The sequence below is a fragment of the Arthrobacter sp. NPDC055138 genome (genome assembly GCF_053607305.1).
This window is the reverse complement of record NZ_JBSGTH010000001.1, coordinates 363,105-385,579: the sequence shown is the minus strand read 5'-3', so window position 1 is coordinate 385,579 and position 22,475 is coordinate 363,105. Positions and strand designations below refer to the sequence as shown.

Annotated in this window: 21 protein-coding genes; 6 read left to right on the top strand and 15 right to left on the bottom strand. The window is 66.8% G+C overall.

The features are described 5' to 3' along the window. Positions 1-68 precede the first annotated feature (68 nt). Positions 69-1,082 (bottom strand): EamA family transporter, encoded by a 1,014-nt coding sequence (locus ACWF5H_RS01840; RefSeq protein ID WP_452034457.1) that lies wholly within the window; start codon positions 1,080-1,082, stop codon positions 69-71. A gap of 108 nt (positions 1,083-1,190) precedes the next feature. On the opposite strand from ACWF5H_RS01840, the gene ACWF5H_RS01835 reads away from it, so the two are divergent. After that, the gene (locus ACWF5H_RS01835; protein WP_452034455.1) at positions 1,191-1,739 is read left to right on the top strand and encodes a CGNR zinc finger domain-containing protein; all 549 of its coding nucleotides are present in this window, start codon (positions 1,191-1,193) and stop codon (positions 1,737-1,739) included. Between the two features lie 58 nt (positions 1,740-1,797). Here ACWF5H_RS01835 and ACWF5H_RS01830 read toward each other — a convergent pair whose 3' ends face one another. From ACWF5H_RS01830 to ACWF5H_RS01770, 13 genes are all read right to left on the bottom strand, one after another. Beyond that, positions 1,798-2,682 (bottom strand): DUF4261 domain-containing protein, encoded by an 885-nt coding sequence (locus ACWF5H_RS01830; protein WP_452034454.1) that lies wholly within the window; start codon positions 2,680-2,682, stop codon positions 1,798-1,800. A gap of 41 nt (positions 2,683-2,723) precedes the next feature. Then, positions 2,724-3,152 carry a hypothetical protein gene (locus ACWF5H_RS01825; protein WP_452034452.1) on the bottom strand — a complete coding sequence of 143 codons (429 nt, stop codon included), beginning with the start codon at positions 3,150-3,152 and terminating at the stop codon, positions 2,724-2,726. Positions 3,153-3,287: 135 nt separating this feature from the next. After that, positions 3,288-3,926: a hypothetical protein gene (locus tag ACWF5H_RS01820; protein ID WP_452034450.1), complete on the bottom strand. Its 639-nt coding sequence runs from the start codon at positions 3,924-3,926 to the stop codon at positions 3,288-3,290. Between the two features lie 10 nt (positions 3,927-3,936). After that, positions 3,937-5,286: an MATE family efflux transporter gene (locus ACWF5H_RS01815; protein WP_452034448.1), complete on the bottom strand. Its 1,350-nt coding sequence runs from the start codon at positions 5,284-5,286 to the stop codon at positions 3,937-3,939. Positions 5,287-5,375: 89 nt separating this feature from the next. After that, a complete protein-coding gene (locus ACWF5H_RS01810) occupies positions 5,376-6,527 on the bottom strand; it encodes an MFS transporter (RefSeq protein ID WP_452035319.1) in 1,152 nt (383 codons plus the stop codon). Between the two features lie 144 nt (positions 6,528-6,671). Continuing rightward, a complete protein-coding gene (gene allB / locus ACWF5H_RS01805) occupies positions 6,672-8,024 on the bottom strand; it encodes an allantoinase AllB (protein WP_452034447.1) in 1,353 nt (450 codons plus the stop codon). Positions 8,025-8,063: 39 nt separating this feature from the next. Beyond that, positions 8,064-8,879 carry a bifunctional allantoicase/(S)-ureidoglycine aminohydrolase gene (locus tag ACWF5H_RS01800; protein WP_452034446.1) on the bottom strand — a complete coding sequence of 272 codons (816 nt, stop codon included), beginning with the start codon at positions 8,877-8,879 and terminating at the stop codon, positions 8,064-8,066. Next, positions 8,876-10,162 (bottom strand): DUF6986 family protein, encoded by a 1,287-nt coding sequence (locus tag ACWF5H_RS01795; protein ID WP_452034445.1) that lies wholly within the window; start codon positions 10,160-10,162, stop codon positions 8,876-8,878. The genes ACWF5H_RS01800 and ACWF5H_RS01795 overlap by 4 nt, the downstream gene beginning before the upstream one ends. Beyond that, entirely contained in the window at positions 10,162-11,760 is a 1,599-nt protein-coding gene (gene aceB, locus ACWF5H_RS01790; RefSeq protein WP_452034443.1) for a malate synthase A, read from the bottom strand. The genes ACWF5H_RS01795 and aceB overlap by 1 nt, the downstream gene beginning before the upstream one ends. Before the next feature lie 62 nt (positions 11,761-11,822). After that, positions 11,823-12,731, bottom strand: coding sequence for a factor-independent urate hydroxylase (gene pucL / locus ACWF5H_RS01785; RefSeq protein WP_452034442.1), 909 nt, complete (start codon positions 12,729-12,731; stop codon positions 11,823-11,825). A 5-nt stretch (positions 12,732-12,736) separates the two neighbouring features. Continuing rightward, on the bottom strand, positions 12,737-13,078 hold the full coding sequence (gene uraH / locus ACWF5H_RS01780) for a hydroxyisourate hydrolase (RefSeq protein ID WP_452034441.1): 342 nt from the start codon (positions 13,076-13,078) through the stop codon (positions 12,737-12,739). Then, positions 13,075-13,569, bottom strand: coding sequence for a 2-oxo-4-hydroxy-4-carboxy-5-ureidoimidazoline decarboxylase (gene uraD, locus ACWF5H_RS01775; RefSeq protein ID WP_452034440.1), 495 nt, complete (start codon positions 13,567-13,569; stop codon positions 13,075-13,077). Before uraD ends, uraH begins: the two co-directional genes overlap by 4 nt. A 793-nt stretch (positions 13,570-14,362) precedes the next feature. Further along, positions 14,363-14,941, bottom strand: coding sequence for a TetR/AcrR family transcriptional regulator (locus ACWF5H_RS01770; RefSeq protein ID WP_452034439.1), 579 nt, complete (start codon positions 14,939-14,941; stop codon positions 14,363-14,365). Positions 14,942-15,120: 179 nt separating this feature from the next. Here ACWF5H_RS01770 and ACWF5H_RS01765 point away from each other — a divergent pair, with 179 nt between their 5' ends. The 5 genes from ACWF5H_RS01765 to ACWF5H_RS01745 all read left to right on the top strand — a co-directional run bounded on the left by ACWF5H_RS01765 (position 15,121) and on the right by ACWF5H_RS01745 (position 20,842). After that, positions 15,121-16,560: an APC family permease gene (locus tag ACWF5H_RS01765; protein WP_452034437.1), complete on the top strand. Its 1,440-nt coding sequence runs from the start codon at positions 15,121-15,123 to the stop codon at positions 16,558-16,560. Then, positions 16,553-17,626, top strand: coding sequence for an MBL fold metallo-hydrolase (locus tag ACWF5H_RS01760; protein WP_452035317.1), 1,074 nt, complete (start codon positions 16,553-16,555; stop codon positions 17,624-17,626). Before ACWF5H_RS01765 ends, ACWF5H_RS01760 begins: the two co-directional genes overlap by 8 nt. A gap of 45 nt (positions 17,627-17,671) precedes the next feature. Then, positions 17,672-18,007: a cupin domain-containing protein gene (locus ACWF5H_RS01755; RefSeq protein WP_452034436.1), complete on the top strand. Its 336-nt coding sequence runs from the start codon at positions 17,672-17,674 to the stop codon at positions 18,005-18,007. A 23-nt stretch (positions 18,008-18,030) separates the two neighbouring features. After that, complete coding sequence (locus ACWF5H_RS01750) at positions 18,031-19,332, top strand: flavin monoamine oxidase family protein (RefSeq protein ID WP_452034435.1); 1,302 nt, start codon at positions 18,031-18,033, stop codon at positions 19,330-19,332. Positions 19,333-19,405: 73 nt separating this feature from the next. After that, complete coding sequence (locus tag ACWF5H_RS01745; protein WP_452034434.1) at positions 19,406-20,842, top strand: aldehyde dehydrogenase family protein; 1,437 nt, start codon at positions 19,406-19,408, stop codon at positions 20,840-20,842. Between the two features lie 260 nt (positions 20,843-21,102). On the opposite strand, the gene ACWF5H_RS01740 is transcribed toward ACWF5H_RS01745, so the two are convergent. Continuing rightward, the gene (locus tag ACWF5H_RS01740; RefSeq protein WP_452034432.1) at positions 21,103-22,464 is read right to left on the bottom strand and encodes an MFS transporter; all 1,362 of its coding nucleotides are present in this window, start codon (positions 22,462-22,464) and stop codon (positions 21,103-21,105) included. Positions 22,465-22,475: the final 11 nt, after the last annotated feature.

Sequence of the window (22,475 nt, the reverse complement as noted above, 5' to 3'; positions counted from 1 at the left end):
GAATTATCACACGGCGCTTCTTCTGGGCGGAACCCTGCGCCGGGCCTGACGGAGGCGTTGGGGCAGACTCAGCTGGCCGGGTTGGCCGGCGCTGCTCGCTTGCGGCGGTGCCGTCTGGCGAGCCTGGGGCCGCGCAGCTCGTCGGAGCGGACCAGGACCACGCCGGCCACGATCAGGAAGCCGCCGATCAGTTGGATGACGGCGGGAAGCTCGCCCAGCAGCAGCCAGGCCCAGATGACGGCGAACAGCACCTCGGTCAGCGAGACGAAGGATGCCACCTTGGAGCCGAGGGCCCGGGCGGCCATGATGCCGGTGACATAGGACAGCACCGTGGAGAGCAGCACCAGCCCGGCCAGCGGAACCCACCACGGGGTATTCCAGCTGGCCAGCTGCACATCGTCGGTGCTGAAGGCCATCGGCAGGATCTGCGCCGCACCCATGACCACGATGGCGGCCCCGCCCACCAGCAGGCCACCGGCGGCCAGCACCAGCGGGGGCAGCGAGTCGTTCTGCTTGGCGGTGATGAAGAAGTAGACCACCAGGCACACCGCCGCGCCGAGTCCCCAGAGGACACCGGCCGGATCCAGCTTCACCGGCCCGAAGACATCCAGGACCAGCATCAGCCCGGCCACGGCCAGGACAGTGCCGGCGATGGTTGCCGGGCGGGGCATCCGGCGGCTGGTCAGCCAGAGCCAGAGCACAATCAGCACCGGGGCCAGGAACTCCAGCAGCAGCGCGACGCCGACGGACAGGGTGGCCACTGCGTTGAAGTAGAACAGCTGGCAGCCGGCCACACCGATCAACCCGAAGAGCACAATGGTCTTCCAGTTCTGCCGCAACTGGTGCCAGCGGCCGCGCAGCATCAAAGCCGCGGGCAGGGACAGCACCAGGGCCGCGGCCACCATGCGCACTGCCACCGCGGAACCGGGAGTCCAGCCGGCTTCCAGCAAGCCCTTGGCAAAAGATCCCGAGAGCCCAAACACCGCCGAGGACGCCAGAGCAATGCCGACGCCGGCCACGGCGGAACCGGGGCGATGCAGGGCGGTCTGGGTGCGCTGCTCGGCGGCGGTGGTGGAAGCCATGAGTGGTCCTTCAGGGATGTGCGGTTCGCTCCGGGCGCAGCGTGCGCCTGTAAGGAGTCATAAGAGGTATACTCCTGACAATAATACCGCCAACGTTCAGGAGTCAAGATGGTTTTTGCTCATGACACGCAGCATTCACTGGTGGACGCGGCGCGGCTGGTCAACACTGCCGAGGTCGAGCCGGACGGCCTGGCCAGCGTGGCGGAGCTGGACGCGCTGGTGGCCGAGTTCGGCCTGACCGGCTCGCGCACGCACTCCGACGAAGAACTTCAGGCGGTCCGCTCCCTGCGTCTGGTGCTCAAGGAGGCCTGGTCAGCTCCGGAGGGCCGCGCCGTCGTCATGGTGAACAAGATCCTGGCCGACGCCGGTGCCATCCCGCAACTGATCAAGCACGACGAGTGGGACTACCACCTGCACGCCACCAGCCCCGATGCGCCGCTGGACGTGCGGATTGCGGTGGAGGTTGCGATGGCACTGGTGGACGTGATCCGCGAGAAGCAGCTGGACCGGCTGCGCACCTGCGCCGCCGACGATTGCTCGGCCGTACTGGTGGACCTGTCGAAGAACAGATCGAAGCTTTTCTGCGATACCGGCAACTGCGCCAACCGCACGCACGTGGCCGCCTACCGGGCGCGGAAGTCGGCCGCCGCCGGCTGACCGCCCTACGGACTGGACCACCCGGGGCTGCGGACCAAGCGCCCGCTCCCCCAAGGGCCTACCGGTTGCCGGCCGAGTAGGGCGTGCCCGGGTCCAGATCGATCACCGTGCGCAGCGGCGGCAGCAGCGAATCCTCCCAGATGGCGGTGAACTTCATCCCCTCCGGACCGTTCAGCTGGGCCTTGGACTGGATCACCGGCCCGTGCTCGTAGAGATAGGCCGCCACGTTGAAGGCCAGTTCCACCAGCACGTTCGGGTCGACGTCCCGGAAGTGCACCTGCACGTCCGGCAGGCCCAGTTGATACATACCCAGGCTGTCCACCACTATGGCGCCCTCGTCGTTGCTGACCAGGAAGAACCGCATGTTAACCGGGCCGGCCAGCGGGTGCGCCGCCTCCAGGTCGTCCGGGCTGCGCCAGTGGGCGTTGTGCAGCCAGCGGATGGCGGCCGGGCCGGTTTCCGCGGCCAGCAGCCGCAGCACCCGCTGGAAGGACTCCACCCGCGGCTTGGGTTCGAAGCCGCTGGCCACCACTTCCGTGACCAGGATCCGGTGGCTGCAGCCGGGCACCTCCTGCTCCGCCTCCGGCCAGGACCAGCTTTGGTCCGTGGGCGTGGTTTCCATTGCCTGGGCGGAGGACAGCGGCGAGCGCGGAACGGCTACGCCGGTGCTCAGGTGGACGGTCTGCACGCCGGCGGTGCCGTTGATGTCGAAGGAATGCTCCGCGTGCGGCAGCAGGGCCACGCCGTCGGAAAAGGTGGCGCCGGGAAACTCGGCCGTCAGCCGGTTCCGGAGTTCATCGCCGAAGAGTCCGGGGTCGGAGCGGTACCAGAGTTCCGCCGCCAGGGTGGTCTTACCTTCCGGGGCTTGATCGGGGTTCGCGGCGGCGGTGTCGCCGGGGTCGGCCGGGAAGGGATGCTGCGCGGAAGGGTCGCCGGAAGTCATACTCCCAGCTTGTCAGGCACGGGCGGGCCCGCGCCAGCGGATCAGCGGGCGGCGCCGTCGCCGTCGTCGTTATGCGACAGACGGTTCCCGGCCTGGCCGGGATTCTTGGCGTCTTCCGCTGCCTGCTGCTCTTCCACCTGCGCCCGGCTCTGCGGCGTGCCCGGGGCCGGCACGGTACCCGCACCGCCGGGGATCTTCGACGAGACCCGGTGGATCCCCGAGCCTTCGCTGAGGTGGCTGGGGTTCTCCTTGGTGGACATGGTCAGCACCGCCACCACCAGCAGGGAGGCGATGAAGGCAATGCCGGCGGCGGTCACGCCGAGGTCCCAGCGCAGCAGGTTGCCGGACCCGCCGGTGGCGAAGACCATGGTGAGGAAACCGGCGATCACGGCCAGCACCGCCGAAAAGATCAGCGGGCCCTTGACGGACATCCGCTTTTCGTCCGGGCGTCCAGACGCGTTTTTGCCCACGATGATTCCTCCTGCTGACGGGGTAAAGCCATATCCAGTCTACCGGTCGTAGAAGTTCTCCGGGTGGTGCCGGTGGCCGGCGCCACACTGGCTCGGCCCGGGCAGCGCCAGCTCAGCCGGCGGGGCAGCGCCCGCTCAGCCGGCGGTGGGTTGGCGCGCGTCGTGGCGCAGGCTCAACGCGGCGATCAGCAGCACGACGGCGGTGATGATCGCCGCCCCGCCCAGCACGCCCAGCAAGGCGTGCGGGCCGAGGTACGAGAAGAACGGCAGGGCGATGCCGAAGCCTACGGACACCGCCCCGGTGATCAGCCAGTCGCGGGCCAGCACCGATCCGGCGCCATCGGCCCCGGCTGTGGATCCAGACGCGGCGGCGGGGGCGGTGCCTGCTGCGGGCCGGCCTTGCGCAGCGGCGCTGGACGGCCGGTTGCTCCAGCCGAGCATCAGCTCTGCGCCGCCGGAGACCAGCAGCGCGGCGGTGGCCAGCACGGTGAACATCGGCACGGTTTGGAAGACGCAGGCAAGGACGCCGGTCACGGCCAGCACGGCGGCCTGCAGGAGCAGCAGTTGGCGATGCGCCGCGGCGGCCGGTTGGCGGGCCAGCAGCCAGACCGCCCCGCCGCTGAGCAGCAGGTAGAGTCCGCCGGCCACCGCCATCACGGTGCGGCCGGGCTCTTGCCAGAAGATGGTGATGGCGCCGAAGGCGGCGGCCACCAAGGCACGGATCAGGACCGGCTGCCAGTACGCGGCGGCCTGGGTAGTACTCGGGATCGTCACGGCTTCCAGCCTAATGCGCCCCGGTGATCATCCACGCATCGTTGCGCACCCGCCAGCCCAGCGTCGCGGCGCGCGCCGCCGTGTAGCCGAGCGCGAACGCCGCCCACAGCCAGAGCAGACCCTCGGTGCCGGTCAGTCCGGCCCGGTCCACCCACACCAGCAGCGGCGCATAAACGGCCAGATTCACGACGCCGGCGATCGCCAAATACCGCGCGTCACCTGCGCCGATCAGCACGCCGTCCAGCACGAACACGAACCCGCAGATCGGCTGGCTCAGGGCCAGCACCCAGATCGCCGCGGTGAAGGCCTGGTGCACGGCCGGATCGGAGGTGAAGACCCAGCCGAGCACCGGAGCAACGGCGGCCAGCAGCAGGCCGGTCACCGCGCCGAAGCCGATGCCCCAGAGGATCATCCGCCGGGTCAGCGAGTGGGCCAACGCCTTGTTCGACGCGCCCAGTTCCTTGCCGATCAGGGCCTGGGCAGCGATCGCGATGGCGTCCAGCGCGAAGGCCAGGAAGCTGTACATGGTCATCACCAGCTGGTGCCCGGCCAGGCTGACCGGTCCCTGCGAGGTGGCCACAAAAACGGTGGCCAGCAGCGCGATCCGCATGCTCAAGGTCCGGAGCATCAGCCAGGACCCCACGTGCGTGGTGGCCTTCAGCCCGGCCCAGGTGGGCCGCAAGGGCACGGAGTATTTGACCGCCCCGCGGTAAACGATGGCCAGATAGACCGCGGCCATGCCCCACTGCACCAGGCTGGTGCCCATCGCCGACCCGGCCACGGACAGCCCCATGCCGTAGACCAGCAGGAAGTTCAGCCCGATGTTGACCAGGAACCCGACGCCGGCCACCAGCAGCGGGGTCTTGGTGTCCTGCAGCCCACGCAGCACGCCGGTGGCGGCCAGCACTATCAGCATGCCGGGCAGGCCCGGCATCGACCAGCGCAGATAGTCCACGGCGAAGTCCTGCACCGGTCCGGTGGCACCCATCGCGGCGGTCAGGTCGGGCGCGAAGAACCAGCCGGCCACCGCCATCACGATGCCGACGGCCAGCGCCAGCCAGATGCCGTCACGGCCGACGCCGTAGGCCTCCGCCAGCCTGCCCGCGCCCAGCAACCGTGCCACCGCGGGCGTGGTGGAGTAGGCCAGGAAGATCATCAGGCCCACCACGGTCTGCACCACGGTGGCGGCCAGCCCCATGCCGGCCAGTTCCGCCACACCAAGGTGTCCCACGATGGCAGAATCGGCCGCGAGGAACAGCGGCTCGGCGATCAAGGCCCCGAACGCGGGGATGGCAAGCGCAAGGATGCTCCGGTTCAGGCCCTGTCCCTGCTGCCGCGCAGCCGTCTTCTCCGGATTCACGCCTTCCAGCTTAGGCCTCGAGCCGCCCCGAGTCCGTCACGATGAACGGACGAGGCCCCGGAGCCTCCTGATCACGGCTGCCGGCACCCTCATTCGGTGCCGCGCCGGCGCAGGGCGAGCACCGCCGTCGTCCCCGCGATGACGGCGAGCGCCGCGGTGAAGGCCGCGACGCCGGTCCAGCCGAACCGGCCGAAGAACAGGCCGCCGGCCCAACCGAACAGACTGGAGCCCGCATAGTAGAACAGGTTGTAGAGGCTGGAGGCCTGCGCGGCCCCCACCGTGGCAAGCCGGGGCGTCCAGCCGGACGCGACCGAATGCGCGGCGAAGAAGCCCGCAGTGAAGAGCAGCAGCCCCAGCATGATCAGCGGCAGCGAATCAACCAGCGTGACCGCCAGCCCGGCGATGCTGACCGCGATCCCGCCCAGCAGCACCGGCAGTCGGCCGGTCCGCACTGTCAGTCCGCCGGCCACCCGGGAACTCACCGTGCCGGCCAGATAGGCCAGGAACAGCAGCGACGCCAGCGACGCGGGCAGGAAGAACGGCGGCGCTTCCAGCCGGAAGCCCAGGTAGTTGTAGACGGCCACGAAGCCGCCCATCAGCAGGAACCCCTGCGCGTACAGCGCCAGCAGGAACACCGAGCGCAGGTTGGCCAGGATCCGCCGACCGAGCCCGGGTCCCTGGCCGCGCGGCAGCGGACGGAATCCGCGCGGGGCCGGAGCCAGCCGGACGAACAGCACAGCGGCGAGCGCGGCCGCGAGGCTGACCGCCAGCACGCCCGCGCGCCAGTCGGCCCACTCCCCCACCGGTCCGGCGATCAGGCGCCCGGCCAGGCCGCCGACCGTAGTGCCCGCCACGTAGGTGCCGGCGGCCACGGCCGCGTGCAGCCGCTGCACCTCCTCATTCAGATAGACCAGTGCGACGGCGGGGATCCCGCCCAGCGCGGCGCCCTCCAGGAAACGCAGCGCCAGCAGGGCCGGGAAGTTCGGCGCCAGCGGCAGCAGCAGGCCCAGTACCACGGCCGCGCTGATGGCCCAGGTCATGGTGCGCTTGCGGCCGGCACGGTCCGCCACCGCCGACCAGGGAATCACCGCGAGTGCCAGGCCGATGGTGGCGGCAGAGACGCTGAGTGCCGCATCGGCCGGGCTGACGTGGAAACTGCGGGCGATGCCGGGCAGCACGGCCTGCACGGAGTACAGCTGGGCGAACGTGGCGAAACCGCCGAACAGCAGGGCCAGCAGCATGTTGCGGTAGCCCCGGCTGCCTTTCGGGTGGCCTGCCCAAGGTTGCTCCGCACTACTCACGGATCCGATGCTATGCCGGAAGCCGCCGCCGGCCGGAATTGGGTGGCAGCCGCGGGCGCCGCCGCGTTCCGGCGTCGGGCCTTTTCAGTCTTGGCTGCGGCGCAGCAGCCGTCCGCGCGGCATCTCGTCGTCGACCGGAACGCCGCGCAGGAAGGTGCTGCGGATGACGCCCGTGAGGGTTTTGCCGTCGTAGGGGCTGACCGGGTTCTTATGCTTCAGCGCCGCCGCGTCCACCACGAAGGTTTCCGCGTCGGCAAAAACGGCTAAATCGGCGTCGGCGCCGATCTCGATCCGGCCCTTGCGCCCCAGGCCCGCGATGGCGGCCGGCCGGGCGGACATCCAGTCCACCACCCGTTCCAGCGCTACGCCGCGCTGGCGTGCCTCGGTCCAGACCAGCGGCAGGCCCAGCTGCAGCGAAGCGACTCCACCCCAGGCGGTGCCGAAGTCGCCGTGCTCCGGGTCCTTCAGGCCCAGCGGGCTGGGTGAGTGGTCGGAGACCACGCAGTCGATCGTCCCGTCGGCCAACCCTGCCCAGAGCCGGTCACGGTTGGCTGCCCCGCGGATGGGCGGACAGCATTTAAAGGTGGTGGCCCGGTCCGGGATGTCCTCGGCCGTCAGCGTCAGATAGTGCGGGCAGGTCTCGACCGTCAGCCGGATCCCCGCGGCCTTGGCCTCGGCGATCTCCGCAAGCGCGTCGGCGGAGGACAAATGCACTATGTGGACGCGTGCCCCGGTGCTGCGGGCCCGGTCGACCACCTCCGCTATCGCCGCGGTTTCCGCGCTGCTAGGCCGGGAGGCCAGAAAGGACGCATAGCTGGTCCCGGCAGGATGCGGCGCCCGGTCGATGGTCGCCGCATCCTCGGCGTGCACCAGCATGAGCGAGTCGAAGGCGGCCAGCTCGGCCAAATCCTTCTCCAGCTCCGCCGGGCCAAGCGGCGGGAACTCGTCCACCCCGGAGTGAATCAGGAAGCACTTAAAGCCGAAGACCCCGGCGTCATGGAGCGGCCGCAGCTCCGTGCTGTTGCCCGGCACCGCACCGCCCCAGAAACCGACGTCCACGAAGGCCTGCCCGACGGCGGCGGCCCGTTTCTCCTCCAGCGCGGTCACATTCACGGTGGGCGGGATGCTGTTCAGCGGCATGTCCAAGATGGTGGTTACGCCGCCGGCTGCCGCAGCGCGGGTTGCGGAGGCAAACCCTTCCCACTCGGTGCGCCCCGGCTCATTGACATGGACGTGCGTGTCCACCAGGCCCGGGATCAGCACCTCGTCGGCTGCCAGTTCAAGGATTTTGTCGCCCTGCAGCCCCGCTCCCAACGGTGCAATCGCCGTGATCGTCCCGGCCCGCACGCCGATCTCCCGCGGCCCCGTTCCGTCCGGCGTCATCACCCGCGCGCCACGGACCACAAAATCGTAGGCTTGTCCTTCGGTGTCGGCCACGCGGCTTGCTCCTGTCTCGAATCGCGGCGGTTTCCGGCCCTAGAGCATGATCTGCCGGTTGACGTCCTTGTACAGCAGGTAACGGAAATTGGACGGCCCGCCGGCGTAGCAAGCCTGCGGGCAGAAGGCCCGGAGCGACAGGTAGTCGCCCTCCTGCACCTCCACCCAGTCGCCGTTCAGCCGGTACACCCCCTTGCCTTCGAGCATGTAGAGCCCGTGTTCCATCACGTGCGTTTCCGTAAAGGGGATCGAGCCGCCCGGCTCGAACGTGACCACGTTGACGTGCATGTCGTAGGCCAGGTCATCCACCGGCAGCATCCGGGTGGTGCGCCATCGGTTGTCCGTATCCGGCATCGGCACCGGCTCGATGTCCTGCTCATTGCCGAAGACCGGCTTGGCGCTGTGGCCCTCCAGCGGCTGGTAGGCCTTGCGGATCCAGCTGAATTGCGCGGGCGCATCGCCGTCGTTGCTCACCGCCCATGCCGAACCCGCCGGGGCGTAGGCAAATCCGCCCGGGAGCAACTGGCGACGCTCGCCCTCGATCGTCACGGACAGCTCGCCGCTGACCACGAAGATGAAACCCTGCACGGTCGGCTGCTCTTCCGGCCGCCCCGATCCCCCGCCGGGGTCCACCTCCATCAGGTACTGCGCGAACGTGCTGGCGCCGCCCGGGACCGGCCGGTTGAGGATCCACGTGCGCGTACCGGCCCAGCCGGGCAGCGCGCTGGTAACGATGTCGCGGAGCACGCCGCGCGGAATCACCGTGTAGGCCTCGGTCACGATGGCGCGGTCACTGAGCAGGTCGGTCTGCGGTGGCAGTCCGGCCGGATTCGCGTAGTAGTGCGGTGTGCTCATGGCGTTCCCTCCGGCACGGAGACTCTGGGCGGGTAAGCCAGTTCGCGGAGCCGCGACACCGGAACGTCCGCCAGCCGGAGGAACTCGGCCTCCTCCACCGCGCCGCAGGTCAGCCCGCGGTCGATGAAGCCCGCCAGCGCGCGAACGGTGGCGGGTTCATCCAGGACCGTTCCCTCGATCCCCTGCACATAGTTCCTCAGCCGCGTGGCAGCCGACTCCAGCCCGCTGCGATAAAACGCGTAGGTGGCCAGGAACCGGGTGGCCAGCTGGGCCGGGTGCAGGTCCCAGCCTTGATAGATGCCGCGTTCCAAGTGCCGGCGGACCAACCGGGCGTGCAGCGCCCAGGCCGCCCTGACGTTCTCGGCGTCGCCGACTGGAAGGATGTTCGTGGAACCGTCGGAGAGGCGCACGCCGGTTCCCGCCACGGCAACCTGCATCACGCTCTTGGCGTGGTCAGCCGCCGGATGCTCCATCGATTGGTAGCCAGCGGCGATTCCCAGCGAGGCACTGTAGTCGTAGGTTCCGTAGTGCAGGGCCGACACGCGCCCGGCGCCCTCGTGGATCAGCCGGGCCACCGGCACCGTGCCGTTCGCGGCGAGGATCAGCTGGGGCGTCTCCACCTGGACTTCGAAGCGCAGCCGTCCGGGTGTGAGAGCGTGCGCGCGCTCCAGTTGCTCGCAGGCGTACACCATGGCCCGGACCTGGTCCACGGTGCTGACCTTGGGCAGCGTGAGCACCAGCCCGTTGGGCAGGCCGTGTCCGCCGGCATGGTCGATCAGGGACGAGATGAACAGGTCCAGCGTGCGCAGTCCACGGGCGCGGGTGGCCGCCTCCAGACTCTTGAACCGGATGCCGACAAACGCAGGCGCCGTCCCCTCTGCAGCCGCCCGGGCCACCAGCTCGCCGGCCCGAACAGCCGCGGCGTCTTCCTCCTCGTCGTCGCGCTGGCCGTAGCCGTCCTCGAAGTCCACGCGCAGGTCTTCGATCGGTTCGGTCTCCAGCTTGCGCCGGACCAGCTCGGCCAATTGGTCGGATTCTGCCAGTTCCAAAGACACCGCCAGCCGTTCCAGCCCGCCGTGGGCCTTGGTAACCGTCAGCGCCTCGGTACCCCACCGAGCGGGCAGCTCCGGGACGTATGCGTCGGCGGGAATATAGACGGTGTGGACCGGCTGGCGGCTTGCCGTCTCGCCCGGGTAATGGGTGGCGAGAAGGCGGTCGGTGGCGGCGAGCTCGGCATCGATCCAGGCCAGGGCGTCCGGCCCCAGGGCCAGTCGGCGGGCCATCAGGACACCAGCTCATAGGCCGGCAGGGTCAGGAAGTCCACGAACTCCGCCCCGGTGGCCAGCTTGCCGATCAGCCTGCTGGCGGGCAGGTAGTGGCGTTCAAACTCCTCGGGATCCACTTCCCCGCGCAGGCGTTCGGTTTCTTCCGCCAGCATCTTCTCGACCAGCTCGGCGGTGACCGTGTTGCCGGTGTCCGCGAGCACCACCTTGTTGTGCAGCTGCTGCCAGATCTGCGAGCGCGAGATCTCGGCGGTGGCGGCGTCCTCCATCAGGTTGTGGATGGCCACCGCCCCGTTGCCGGACAGCCAGACGGCGGTGTAGGCCACCGCCACGTAGAGGTTCAGCCGCAGGCCGGCCTCGGTGACCTCGCCGCCGGCGGACGGAATGTCCAGCAGTTGATCCGGCGTGACCTGCACGTCGTCGCGCAGCCGGCCCAGCTGGTTCGGTTTGTCACCCAGCACGGCGTCGAACACTTCCTGACAGATCTGCACCAGATCCGGGTGGGCCACCCACGAGCCGTCGAAGCCGTCGCCGGCCTCCCGGGTCTTGTCCGCGCGGACCTTCTCCACCGCTCGGGCGGTGGTGTCCGGTTCGCGCCGGTTGGGGATGAACGCGGCCATCCCGCCCATGGCGAAGGCGCCCCGGCGGTGGCAGGTCTTGACCAGCAGCTCGGTGTAGGCCCGCATGAACGGCGCCGTCATCGACACACTCGCGCGGTCCGGCAGGACAAAGTCCGCGCCCGCATCACGGAAGTACTTGATGATGCTGAACAGGTAGTCCCAGCGGCCGGCGTTCAAACCCGAGGCATGCTCGCGGAGTTCATAGAGGATTTCTTCCATCTGGAAAGCCGCCGGGATGGTCTCGATCAGCACCGTGGCCCGCACGGTCCCGCGCGGGATGCCCAGCGCGTCCTGCGCAACGGTGAACACCTCGTTCCAGAGCCGCGCCTCCAGATAGCTCTCCATCTTGGGCAGGTAGTAGAACGGACCTTGCCCGGTGGAAGCCAGATGCGCCGCGTTGTGGAAGAAGTGCAGACCGAAGTCCACCAGTGCGCCGATGGCGGGAGTGCCGTCAAACGTCAGATGCTTTTCCGGCAGGTGCCAGCCGCGCGGACGGACCACCACCGTGGCCAGCGGCGCGTCGGTGCGCAGCCGGTACTCTTTGCCCTCGGCGGAGGTGTGCGACAGCTTGCCCCGGGCGGCTCCGTAGAGGTTGACCTGCGCATCAATGATGTTGTGCCAGGTCGGCGCGCAGGCATCTTCCAGGTCGGCCAGCCAGACCTTGGCGCCCGAGTTCAGCGCGTTGATCGCCATCTTGGCGGGCGACGCGGGCCCGGTCATCTCCACCCTGCGGTCCTGCAAAGCCGCCGGAGCCTCGGCAACGCTCCAGTCGCCGGTGCGGACGTGCTCGGTTTCCGGCAGGAAGTCCAGCCTGCCGGACTCCGATGCGGCGCGGCGGCGCTCGGCGCGGTCGGCCAGCAGCGCGTCCCGGGTGCCGGCGAACCTGCGGTGCAGGTCTTCGATGAAGGCCAGCGCCTCCGGCGTGAGGATTTCCTCGGCCCCGGCCACGGGCGGCTGGTCCGTTATCGCGATCGTCATCGTGATCCTTCCTGAGGGTTCGTCCTAAGGCATCGGTCTGTGCGTCGGCCGCCGCCGTCGGGCTAGCAGAATCCCGGCATGGTCGCCCAGATCCGGTGGCTGGCCGGACTCCCCTCGCGCTGGATGGCGGCCTCGATCAGCCCGTACGGCCGGTCGGCGGCAAAGAACACCTCGTTCGGGTTATCCAGCCCGAACGGCTGCAGGTCCACGGCGAAGTGGTGCTTGTTCGGCAACGACATCCTGATCTCGTCGATCTCCGGCTGCGCTTCCAACACCAGCCGTCCCATCTGGAACATGGTCTGCTGCAGCGCCAGAGAATGGGTCTCCGCGAAGCCCTTGAGCAGCAGCGACCGGACACCGGCGTAGACCGCGTCGAAGTCCACCTCCGTGCTCCGGTAGCGCCAGCGCGCCGTGACGTCCGTGGCCAGGATGCGGTCGGTGGTCTCCTGCAGCGTGGTGTACCTGTCCCGCGGGAAACCGTGGAACTCGCTGCCGGTGGACTTGAGCACCGTCAGGCCCTGCAGCCCGGCCACCACGGTGGCCCCCGTTTCGGAGATACCGACGACGGCGGTGCGCACCTCGCTCTTGTTGCGCGAGAAGGCGTGGTCATGCTCATTGATCCGGTCCCAGAAATACTGCTCGGCCGCCCAACGTCCTCCGGTGACCCAATCGAACCTGCCGGTGAAATACCGTCCCAGTCGGAGCAGGAATTCCTCGGGAGTTCCCACCCCGTCCCGGGCGAGGGCGTAGACCGTGTTCTTCTGCGTATCCGTCGCGACCACGTGCGCATTGTCGCCGGCGACGTGGGCCCGCTCGAAGTCTCCGTGCAGCTGGGACGTGACGTTGAGGTCCTGGATCCGGTGCCGGTCGGTGTCCCGGGTGATTTTGACCAGGCGAACTTCTGCCTTGCCGTACTGGTTGGGGCCGAGGACCACCCGGCTGGCAGCCCCGGCGTTGGCTGTTGTGCTCATCCTGGCTAGCTCCCTCGGTAGGTTGAGTAAGCAAACGGGCTGATCAGAAGCGGCACGTGGTAATGCTGGGCCGGGTCCTTGATCTCGAAGGCCACGTCCACCGACGGAAAGAAGGTCTCCGTTCCCGCCGCCTCGAAGTACGGCCCCGTCTCGAACCTGATTCGGTAGATGCCGGCCTCGACTGCCTCTGGGCCAAGGTTCTTGATCCGGCCGTCGCCATCGGTCTTCCCCTCGGCAACTTCCTGCCAGCCGGACGCCGATCGCGCTTCCAGCACGGCCTTCACGCCGACCGCGGGCTTCCCGGTTCCGGTGTCGAGGATGTGGGTGGTGATCTGGCTGATGTTCACGGCTCGATCGCTCCCTCCAGCCGCAGGAGGGCGATCTCCCGCAACTGCCGGCCCACCACCTCGATCTCATCCTCCGGCGAGTTGTCCAGCCGGCTGTTGAGCTGCTCCAGAATCTCTTCGGTGCTGCGGCCCGCGGCGCGGATCAGGAAGACGCGGCCAAACTTTTCCTCGTAGGCAAGATTCCGCCGACGCAATTCCGCCTGAACCGCACCATCACGCGGCACCCCGGCCTGTTCACCGCGGGACATTTCCGCTTCGGCGCCGGTGCCCCCGGCACGTTCGCCGATGCGCGGGTGGCGGGCCAGCGCAGCGTCGATTTCTGCCTCGCTCCAAGGCTCCGCCGCGGTTTCGGCAGCGGCCAGCAGTTGCTCCTTGCCAGCGAACGGGCGGGCAGCCACCAGCTCCGCCACCCAGCGGGAATTATCCACGCACGGACGAAGCAGCGCGGCTGCCTCGGAAGCCGGAAGGGAGTTGAAGGACGATAACCTCATGGCAGGCGTCAGCTCTTTCGTCAGTTTCCACCCCAGCGCTGAACACCCTTGACCATCGCCAGAAAGCGACTTGATTCGATGTCTTTAAATGGTGGAACTCATCAGGTGGGCCTCAGTCTAGGCCAAGCCGTCACCCATGTGAACCTTTCCGGATGCAACAGTTGCCACTCCTCCCGGGGCCGAAGCAGGGCCACAGCGTTGCTCTGGCCATAAAGCCGATAACCGACGATATGTAAAGTCGTTGCCTCTGGAAACCGTGTAAACGCTCTGCACTCCAAATGCACTCATCGGCGGCGATGCCAGCGCGAGGCAATCGCTTCACGGTAGAGGATTTCACTGGCGGGGCTGCCTGCACGGTAGATCCTAGCGCGCGCCTAGGATGGGCAGGTCGTCTGTCAGACGGGCCCAGTAGGCCCAGGAGCGACCGGTCAGGGCCTGGAATGCAAAGAGGATGAGCGGGAACAGCTGGGCGGTTTCGGTGCCTTGGGCGCACCGGCCGCAGGCAACGCCTGGGCGCTTCTAACGGCAGACACCGTTACGAAACAGGGGCCGCCCAGAAGGTGCCGGGCCACTTTCATGGTTGTTTGAGACGGGACGCTGGCTCCGGTGAGTGTCATAGAGATGCGGGCCGCCCACTGTCAGAGTGAGCCGGCACCCAAACCTGCCGCGGCATGTATTCAGCTGTAGCCTCGGGTTAATAAATCAGGCGGAGAAGAACCCGCATTGAAGGAGTCTCCCCTTCCCGCATGCAGGGCGGGTAGGGGGTCGGCGCATAGCAAGCGATATTAGGCCTTCAGCCCACGAGGGCGCTGGCTTGGAGCTTCAGCAATTGGCCGAGCTTCGTTATCGAAGCACTGATCTCCTCGCGTGAGGCGACGGTGACTTGTTGGAGGACCAGTCCGTCGAGAGCGGCGAAGATGACACGCGCCGTGGCCTTGTCACGAGGAAGGCCATACTCCTCCAGGGTGTCGAGCATGACGCCCAGATAGCTCTCATACAAGGCGGCGGCCATCCGGCGCATTTCCTCGCTTCGGCCAGAGGCCAAGATCATTTGGTACTGGAACAGCTGCAGATGCGGCTCTTCGGCCACGATCCGCGTCAGCCGCTCGGCGAACGCCTCATCCAGCGAAGAGCCGGCGGCGAGATCCGTGACCTGCTGTGATCTGGCGACAGCCCACTCAGTTGCGGCTTCCAGCAGGGCTTCCTTCGAGCCGAAATGATGTGAGATCAGCGTGTTGTTCACGCCCGCCCGTTCAGCAACCTTGCGGTAGCTGAACGCATCAAGTCCCTGCTCGGCCACCAGTGCGACCACTGCGGCCAATAACGCTTCCCGGCCTTGACCGTACTTCTGGGCCTTTTCGCTGTTATCCACGACACAAGCCTATCTCAAAACTAAGCACTTGCAGGGTATTGACAACTAGAACTAAGCGAGTGCAGAGTTGAGATCGACGTCACAGCCTGTAGCACAGGATTTTCTTGCTTGGGCGTACTAAGAGTGCAGCGCAGCGCTCCGCCCCTTCCCGCCGTTCCTTACTTTCAAAGGTGATACTCATGGCAGAAACTACCCTGCAACCTCATGTGCGCAAGGGCCTGCGGGCCCGGGACACCGTCGCTATGTGCATGCCTACGACGAGTGCCGTCTTCGTTGTGGCCGGTTCAACGGCCGGCGCACTCGGGATCTGGGGTGCAGCGTTGGTCTGCATTGTGTTGGCTCTCGTGTCCATGCTGCAGAACTATCTCTTTGCCGAGATGGCGGCCATGTTCCCGGATAAGTCAGGGGGAGTGGCGCTGTTCGCCGCCGAGGCGTGGAAGAAGTTCTCGCCGCTCCTGGCCTCCGTTGCGTCGTTCGGCTACTGGTGCGGCTGGGGGTTGGCCCTTTCCCTGGCAGCAGTCCAGATCGGGCACATCGCGACAGTTCAGTGGGTCCCCAGCGCTGCCGACTTCAGTGTCGACCTGGGCATCGCTTCCGTCGGGCTGCCGCAGATTCTCGCCGCCGTAGTGATCATGGGGGCCATCGGTGCCAATTTGTTGGGGCTTAATGTCACCGTGAACCTGAATAAGGCGGTGGCAGTAGCAGTGGTCGCTGTGCTGGCCGGCTTGGTCCTGCTGCCTATGTTCACGGCGGACTGGTCAACGGCGAGCTTCACCTTCAATGTATTCGGTGAAGGTACTGGTCTGGCCTCGATCCTGGTGTGGATGTATGTAGGGGCTTGGTCCATTTACGCCAGCGAGCTGTGCGCGACCTTCGCACCCGAGTACCGGCGGCCAGTTCGCGACACGAAACGTGCCTTGAAGACGATGGCCATGGTTTTCATCATGGTCTACGCCCTTGTCCCGATCATGACGGCCGGCGCCGTTGGAGAGCAGGGCGTAGTCACCGACCCGGTTAATTTCGGCGTCAACTTCTACCGCGAGACGTTCGGTGAGACCGCGGGCGCAGCCGTGGCCGTCATTCTGGTGCTGGCGCATGCCGCCGCCCTCCTGTCCGCTTCGGCCGATGCCTCGCACGCGCTCAAAGGTCTCGCCGAGGAAAAGCTGACGCTCAGGCAGCTGGCCCGCACAAACCGGAACGGAGCACCGGCCGGTGCTCTGGTCTTCACGCTCATCGTGAACCTCGTGCTGATCTTTTTCGTGGGTAGTCCTGTAGCCATCGTCATCGCGGCGAACCTCGGGTACATGCTCTCGGTCACCCTTGCCACAGTCGGATTCCTCGTCATGCGCCGCACACACGCCCATGTTTCGCGCCCGCTGAAACTGGGTCGGCAATGGATACCGGTGGCGGCGGTCTTGAGCATCTTCAACGGAACCATCCTCATCGTTGGTGCTCTGAACCCGGGCCTGGCAGCCGGTGGCGAAGGCTCGGAGATCATCATCGCCTTGGTCCTGCTCCTCCTTGGAGCCGTCTTCTACGTCATCCGCCAGCATTTGCAACGAACGCAAGACCTTGGCGACCAGAAAGAAACAATCAAGGAGACCAGCAACAATGACTAACGCGACGACAACTCCGGGGGAACAGACTCGGATCAGCCGCGAAGACACAGGTGAAGCCGTCACGCTTACCTTCCTAGGAACGGCGGCGGGACCACCCGCCGTCGTCGGACGCACGGGAATCTCAACGGTCCTCTCAGTTGCCGGACGTCATTACATCATCGATTGCGGCCGAGGATCGCTGACCCAGTACCGGGCCGCAGGATTCGAAATGGAAGATCTCGCGGGAATCTTCATCACGCACCTTCACGTCGACCACACCATCGACCTGATCCAGTTTCCGCTGCTGTACGCTACGGAGTTCGCGGCCCCCGACCGCATCAGGCCGCCGCTGCCGATCGTCGGTCCCGGCGCACCGGTAAAACCAGTTGGACAACCCACCCGCGGCCAGACTTGGGCTCACGGCTCCACGCCAGTAGGCCTGCGGAGAATGCTGGAGCTCCAGTTCGAGGCGTTCTCGCAAAGCACCGACTTCTTCCTCCTCGAAGACATGGCAATGAACCCCCAGTCGTTCGTGGATGTGCGCGAGATACCGCTCCATGCCGGCGCTTCGCTCAATACGGTCCTCAGCGGAACCGTCTTCGAGCCCCTCGACATCTTCCAAGACGAGCACATCGCGGTCCAAGCAGTGCCCGTTCCCCACGGCGCGGTCTTCCCCGCCTACGCGCTGCGCTTCGAAACGGCCACCCGATCGATCATCTTCTCAGGCGATACGGCTGTCTCCGAAAACGTCGTGCAGATCGCCCGCGGAGCCGACTGCCTGGTCCACGAAGTCGCCTGGGTCGACAAATGCATCGAGCTCGGATGGGACGAAGCGATCGAACACATGCGCACCGTCCATACCGACATCGCCGACGTCGGTATGGTCGCCCACCGGGCCGGGGTGGAAACGCTGATTCTTTCCCATCTCGCACCGGCGGACCCGCGCATCGTCTCAACAGCCGAGTGGAATCGGCGTCTGGCGGAAAGCGCTGAACGCCACGGTTACGCCGGAAACGCTTTCACAGCCGAAGACCTCATGTCTTGGACCGTTCCGGCCCGGATTCCCTCCCCAACCCACCACCTCTAGAACCTCTGCAACACAAACCCTCACCCGCAATCCAAGGAGATCACCATGACCTCACCCGTTTTCCACGCCGACCACACCGAAACCCAGTATGAGCCGTTCGAGGTCGGCCAGGTCCAGTGGCTGCGCCGCAACGGCGACGGCGGCAATCAGGCCCTCGCGTCCGGTATCTGGCATGTCACTCCCGAAGACGCCCCGGAGCCGTTCGACCTGCCCATCGAAGAAGACGAGACCATTTACATCGTCTCCGGCCACCTCCACATCGAGGTCCTCGACGGCGACACCTTCGACCTGAAGGCCGGCAGCATGGCCTCCTTTTCCAAGGGAGCCAAGACCCGTTGGACCGTGGTTGAACCCACCGTCGAATTCTTCGTCTACAGCTGACCATTCCCCGAAAGAAGCAACCAATGAGCACCACTACTGACGTCGTTATCATCGGAGCCGGGTTCGCGGGCCTGACCGCTGCCCGCGAACTTTCGCAACGCGGACATACCGTGAAGATTCTCGAGGCGCGCGACCGGGTCGCAGGCCGCACCTGGGTGGACGAGCGGATGGGCCGCGGCCTTGAACTCGGAGGCACCTGGGTCCATTGGGTGCAGCCCCATGTGTGGGCGGAGATGACCAGATACGGCATCGGTGTGGTCGCCGGCGCGGAGTTCGAGAAGGCCTATTGGTGGGCCGATGGACAACGGCACGAGGGGCCAGCCGAACGGGTACTGGAGATCATCGATGAACCCAACAAGCGCCTGTTGGAGCAAACCCGTGAACTGGTCCCGTTGCCGTACCAGCCGCTGAGCAACCCCGCGGTCAAGGGCGTGGATCAGGAGAGCGTCTCCGCCAGGATCGACGCGCTGAACCTGGACGAAGAAGCCCGTCAGCTTCTGCGCACCTTCTGGTCGCTGAACTTCAACGGAAAAATTGAAGACGCGGCCTTCACCCAGGCACTGCGCTGGTGCTCGGCCGCCAGCGGCGACTGGATGCTTATGTTCGAAGCATGCGCCACCTACAAGGTGCAGGGCGGAACGGCCGCCCTGGCCGCCGCGATCCTGGCGGATACAACGGCAGATCTGCACCTCAACAGTGTCGTCAAGCGAGTAGAGCAGAACGACGCCGGGGTCACCGTCACCACCGCGGATGGAGTGGTCCATTCGGCAAAGGCAGTCATCGTCACGCTGCCGTTGAACGCCCTGAATACTGTCGAGTTCAGCCCGGCCCTGTCAGAAGGCAAGCAGGCCGCTGCCTCACGCGGCCAAGCAGGCCTGGGGGCGAAGGTGTGGATCAAGGTTAAGGGCAAGTGGGACCGGTTTGTAGCCTTTGGCGCCGAAGACTGGCCCATCAACTTCGTCCAGTCCGAATACTTCGACGAGGACAGCACCACCTTGGTCGCCTTCGGACCGGACGGTAACGCCGTCGATGTCGAAGACCGGGACGCGGCGCAGGATGTGCTGGAGAAACTGGTCCCCGGGATTGAGGTTCTTGAAATCACCGGGCACTCGTGGGTCGGCGACGAGTTCGCCAAATCCACCTGGCCGATGCACTACACGGGATACCTGTCGGAAAGTCTGGAAGAAATGCAGCGCCCCGAAGGGAACGTTTTCCTCGCCGGTTCCGACTACGCCAACGGCTGGGGCGGATTCATCGACGGCGCCATCGAAAGCGGTCTGTCCGCCGCGCGCGCCGTCGCCGGCAAGCTCGACCAGCACAGGTAACGCACGAGGCTTGAGCCTGCAGTCCGCTGACAAAAGCAGGCCTCACCACATCATGATCTACAAGGAAGACATTATGAGCATCGAAACGACCACACACGCAAGCTACGCCACGGCGGCGGAACTGCTAGCCGCGGTCCAGCCGGCCCACGGCGGCCGCGACATCCTGGACCCGGCCACCGGCGAACTTGTCGGCCGCGCGCCCGAACACACGGCAGCGGACCTCGAATCCGCCGTCACCTCTGCCCGCGAGGCACAACCGGAGTGGGCCGCGCTCGGACACGGGGAGCGCAGCGCTTACCTGAACCGTGCAGCCGACGCCGTCGAGGCCTCGGCCGAGGCCCTCGCCGAGCTGCTCTCCCGCGAGCAGGGCAAGCCGTTGAACGGGCCGAATGCGCGCTTCGAGGTCGGGGCCTGCGCGGCCTGGCTGCGCGCCACCGCATCGTTCGAACTCGAACCCGAACTGCTGGTCGACGACGACGGCGGCCGCGCCGAACTCCACTACCGCCCCCTCGGCGTGGTCGGCGCGATCGGCCCATGGAACTGGCCCATGATGATCGGCGTCTGGCAGCTCGCCCCCGCCCTACGCATGGGCAACACCGTCGTCATGAAGCCCTCCAGCTCGACGCCACTGTCGGTCATCGCCCTGGTGCACGTTCTGAACACAGCGCTCCCGAACGGCGTCTTGCACGTAGTCTCTGGAGACCGGACCGTCGGCAACCTGCTGGTCGAACACCCCCAGATCGCGAAGATCATGTTCACCGGCTCCACAGACGCGGGCAAAGCGATCATCCGCAACTCCGCCGACACCGTCAAGCGGCTGACCATGGAACTCGGCGGCAACGACGCCGGCATCGTCCTGCCCGACGCCGACCCGCAAGCGATCGCCGAGGACCTGTTCTGGGGCGCGTTCATTAATACCGGCCAGACCTGCGCGGCGCTGAAGCGCCTCTACGTGCACGAGGGAATTTACGACGACGTCGTCACCGCGCTGACCGAGGTTGCGAAGGCCATGCCCATGGGTGTCGGCCTGGACGAGAACAATGTGCTCGGCCCGCTGCAGAACAAGAACCAGTTCGACGTCGTCTCGGACCTGGTCCAGGCGGCCAAGGACTCCGGCGCCCGCATCGTGCTCGGCGGCAACCCCGAACAGGGCCAGCCGGGCTACTTCTACCCGACCACCCTGGTAGCTGACATCGACAACGACAACCCGCTCGTCGCGGAGGAACAGTTCGGCCCGGCCCTGCCGATCGTTAAGTACTCCAGCTTGGACGAAGCCATTGAGATGGCCAACGCTCTCGAGGTCGGCCTCGGCGCCTCTGTATGGTCATCCGACAAGGACAAGGCCCGCGAGGTCGCCGCCAGGATTCAGGCTGGCACGGTGTGGATCAACAAGCATGGCGCCGTGGACCCGCGGGTACCGTTCGGCGGTGCGAAGCAGTCCGGCTACGGCTTGGAGTTCGGCGTCGAAGGCCTTAACCACCTCGGCCAGCCCCACGTCATCAGCTACTAATAACGCCATCAGCTCCAGCAATAGGAACGGTGGAAAGGGGGCTGGCATGCCGAACGGCGAGCCAGCCCCCTTTCGTAATGTCGGAACCTTCATCGTCCCTTGGCAAAACTTGGCATATGCGTCGTTATCGGCCTCCGCTTTGGAAGCCCCTGAGGGAGATGCCTATGGTTCCGGATATTCGGAGTGCGCCGGCCCCGGGGACTATTCGGGTAGCGATGGTTCCGGATCCGCACGCAGTGGCGGTCACCCGGTGGTGCAGGCTACCGGTTGCCGAGGTCGACGCCACGGCATTCGCGCAGAGTGAGCACCGTTGCAGCGCCGACGAGCAGCAGGCCGATCGTGTACAGCCCGAAGGCTGTGGCGCCGGCTTCGCCGAACCAGACGCCAAACCCGGCCTGCAGGTAGGCCGCGGTGCCGCCGAACGCCGCGACGCACAGGGCGTACGGGATCGCGACACCGATGGTGCGGACGGCAGTGGGAAAGAGTTCCGAGTACACCGCTGGCATGATCGAGGCGGATCCGGCGATGAAGACCAGCATGGCGGACATGGCCAGACCCAGTTGCACGGCCGAGTGCTGGACGAACCAGGTGGCGGGGAAGAAGAGGGTGGCGCTGCCAATGCCGCTGATGAGCAGGACCGGTTTGCGGCCGATCCGGTCCGAGAGCCGGCCCCATAGTGGCAGGGCAACGATGAAAACCAGATTGGCTGCGACCCCGGCCCAGAGAGCTTGCGTCGCGTCGATCTTGAGCACGTTGATGGCATAGGCCGGGGTGGAGACACCCCAGACGTAGTAGGCGACGGTCAGCCCGACGGTGAGGCCGATGACCTGCAAGGCCTGGCGCCAGTGCCGGGCCAGGTCGGTGAACAGGCCGCCGCGGGCCGGGGCCGGACGGCCGGGGACGGCGGCGTCATGGGCGGCCGTCTGGGATTCGAAGAGTGCGGACTCCTCCATGCGGGAGCGCATGACCAGAGCGACCAAGCCGAAGACCGCGCCGAGGAGGAAGGGGATGCGCCAGCCGTAGGCGGCCATGGCCGATTCCGGCATGACACTCGAGAGCACCGCGCCCAGCAAAGTACCGAACAGGATGCCGACCGTGCCCGAAGCATAGATCAGCGAGGCCCAGTATCCGCGCCGGGAGGCGGGGGCCATTTCCGACAGGTAAGTCTGGGCACTCGGCAGTTCGCCACCGTGCGCGAGGCCCTGGATGAGCCGTGCGATGAGCAGCATGAGGGACGCGCCGGCGCCGATCGAGTCGTACGTGGGGGTCAGACCGATCGCGAGGGAGCCGAGCGAGGCCAGCCCGACGCAGAGCGTCAGCGATGCCTTGCGGCCGACCTTGTCGCCGATCCAGCCGAAGATGAAACCGCCGAGCGGGCGGGCCACGAAGCCGACGGCGAAAATCGCGAGCGTTGCGAGGAAGGCACTGGAGGGGTCCTGCTTGCTGAACAGCTGGGAAGCGATGAAGGAGGCGAAGGTGGCATAGATGGCCCAGTCGTACCATTCGACGGCATTTCCGGCACCGGTGCCAATCAGCGTCTTGATGATTTTGGACCGGGGCGGCCGCATCTCGGGAGTGGACCCGTTGGCATGCTTGGCGGTGTGGGGGCGGGTGGCGGACATCGAAGTCTCCT

Coding starts and splice junctions, on each gene's coding strand:
- pucL (WP_452034442.1), bottom strand. CDS start 12,731: ATGAGCACAACAGCCAACGCCGGGGCTGCCAGCCGGGTGGTCCTCGGC.
- ACWF5H_RS01795 (WP_452034445.1), bottom strand. CDS start 10,162: ATGGCCCGCCGACTGGCCCTGGGGCCGGACGCCCTGGCCTGGATCGAT.
- aceB (WP_452034443.1), bottom strand. CDS start 11,760: ATGACGATCGCGATAACGGACCAGCCGCCCGTGGCCGGGGCCGAGGAA.
- ACWF5H_RS01835 (WP_452034455.1), top strand. CDS start 1,191: ATGGTTTTTGCTCATGACACGCAGCATTCACTGGTGGACGCGGCGCGG.
- ACWF5H_RS01765 (WP_452034437.1), top strand. CDS start 15,121: ATGGCAGAAACTACCCTGCAACCTCATGTGCGCAAGGGCCTGCGGGCC.
- ACWF5H_RS01830 (WP_452034454.1), bottom strand. CDS start 2,682: ATGACTTCCGGCGACCCTTCCGCGCAGCATCCCTTCCCGGCCGACCCC.
- ACWF5H_RS01810 (WP_452035319.1), bottom strand. CDS start 6,527: ATGCTGCTGGCCCTGCTGTTCGGCGGTTTCGCCACGTTCGCCCAGCTG.
- ACWF5H_RS01840 (WP_452034457.1), bottom strand. CDS start 1,082: ATGGCTTCCACCACCGCCGCCGAGCAGCGCACCCAGACCGCCCTGCAT.
- ACWF5H_RS01750 (WP_452034435.1), top strand. CDS start 18,031: ATGAGCACCACTACTGACGTCGTTATCATCGGAGCCGGGTTCGCGGGC.
- uraD (WP_452034440.1), bottom strand. CDS start 13,569: ATGAGGTTATCGTCCTTCAACTCCCTTCCGGCTTCCGAGGCAGCCGCG.
- ACWF5H_RS01800 (WP_452034446.1), bottom strand. CDS start 8,879: ATGAGCACACCGCACTACTACGCGAATCCGGCCGGACTGCCACCGCAG.
- ACWF5H_RS01740 (WP_452034432.1), bottom strand. CDS start 22,464: ATGTCCGCCACCCGCCCCCACACCGCCAAGCATGCCAACGGGTCCACT.
- ACWF5H_RS01760 (WP_452035317.1), top strand. CDS start 16,553: ATGACTAACGCGACGACAACTCCGGGGGAACAGACTCGGATCAGCCGC.
- ACWF5H_RS01755 (WP_452034436.1), top strand. CDS start 17,672: ATGACCTCACCCGTTTTCCACGCCGACCACACCGAAACCCAGTATGAG.
- ACWF5H_RS01745 (WP_452034434.1), top strand. CDS start 19,406: ATGAGCATCGAAACGACCACACACGCAAGCTACGCCACGGCGGCGGAA.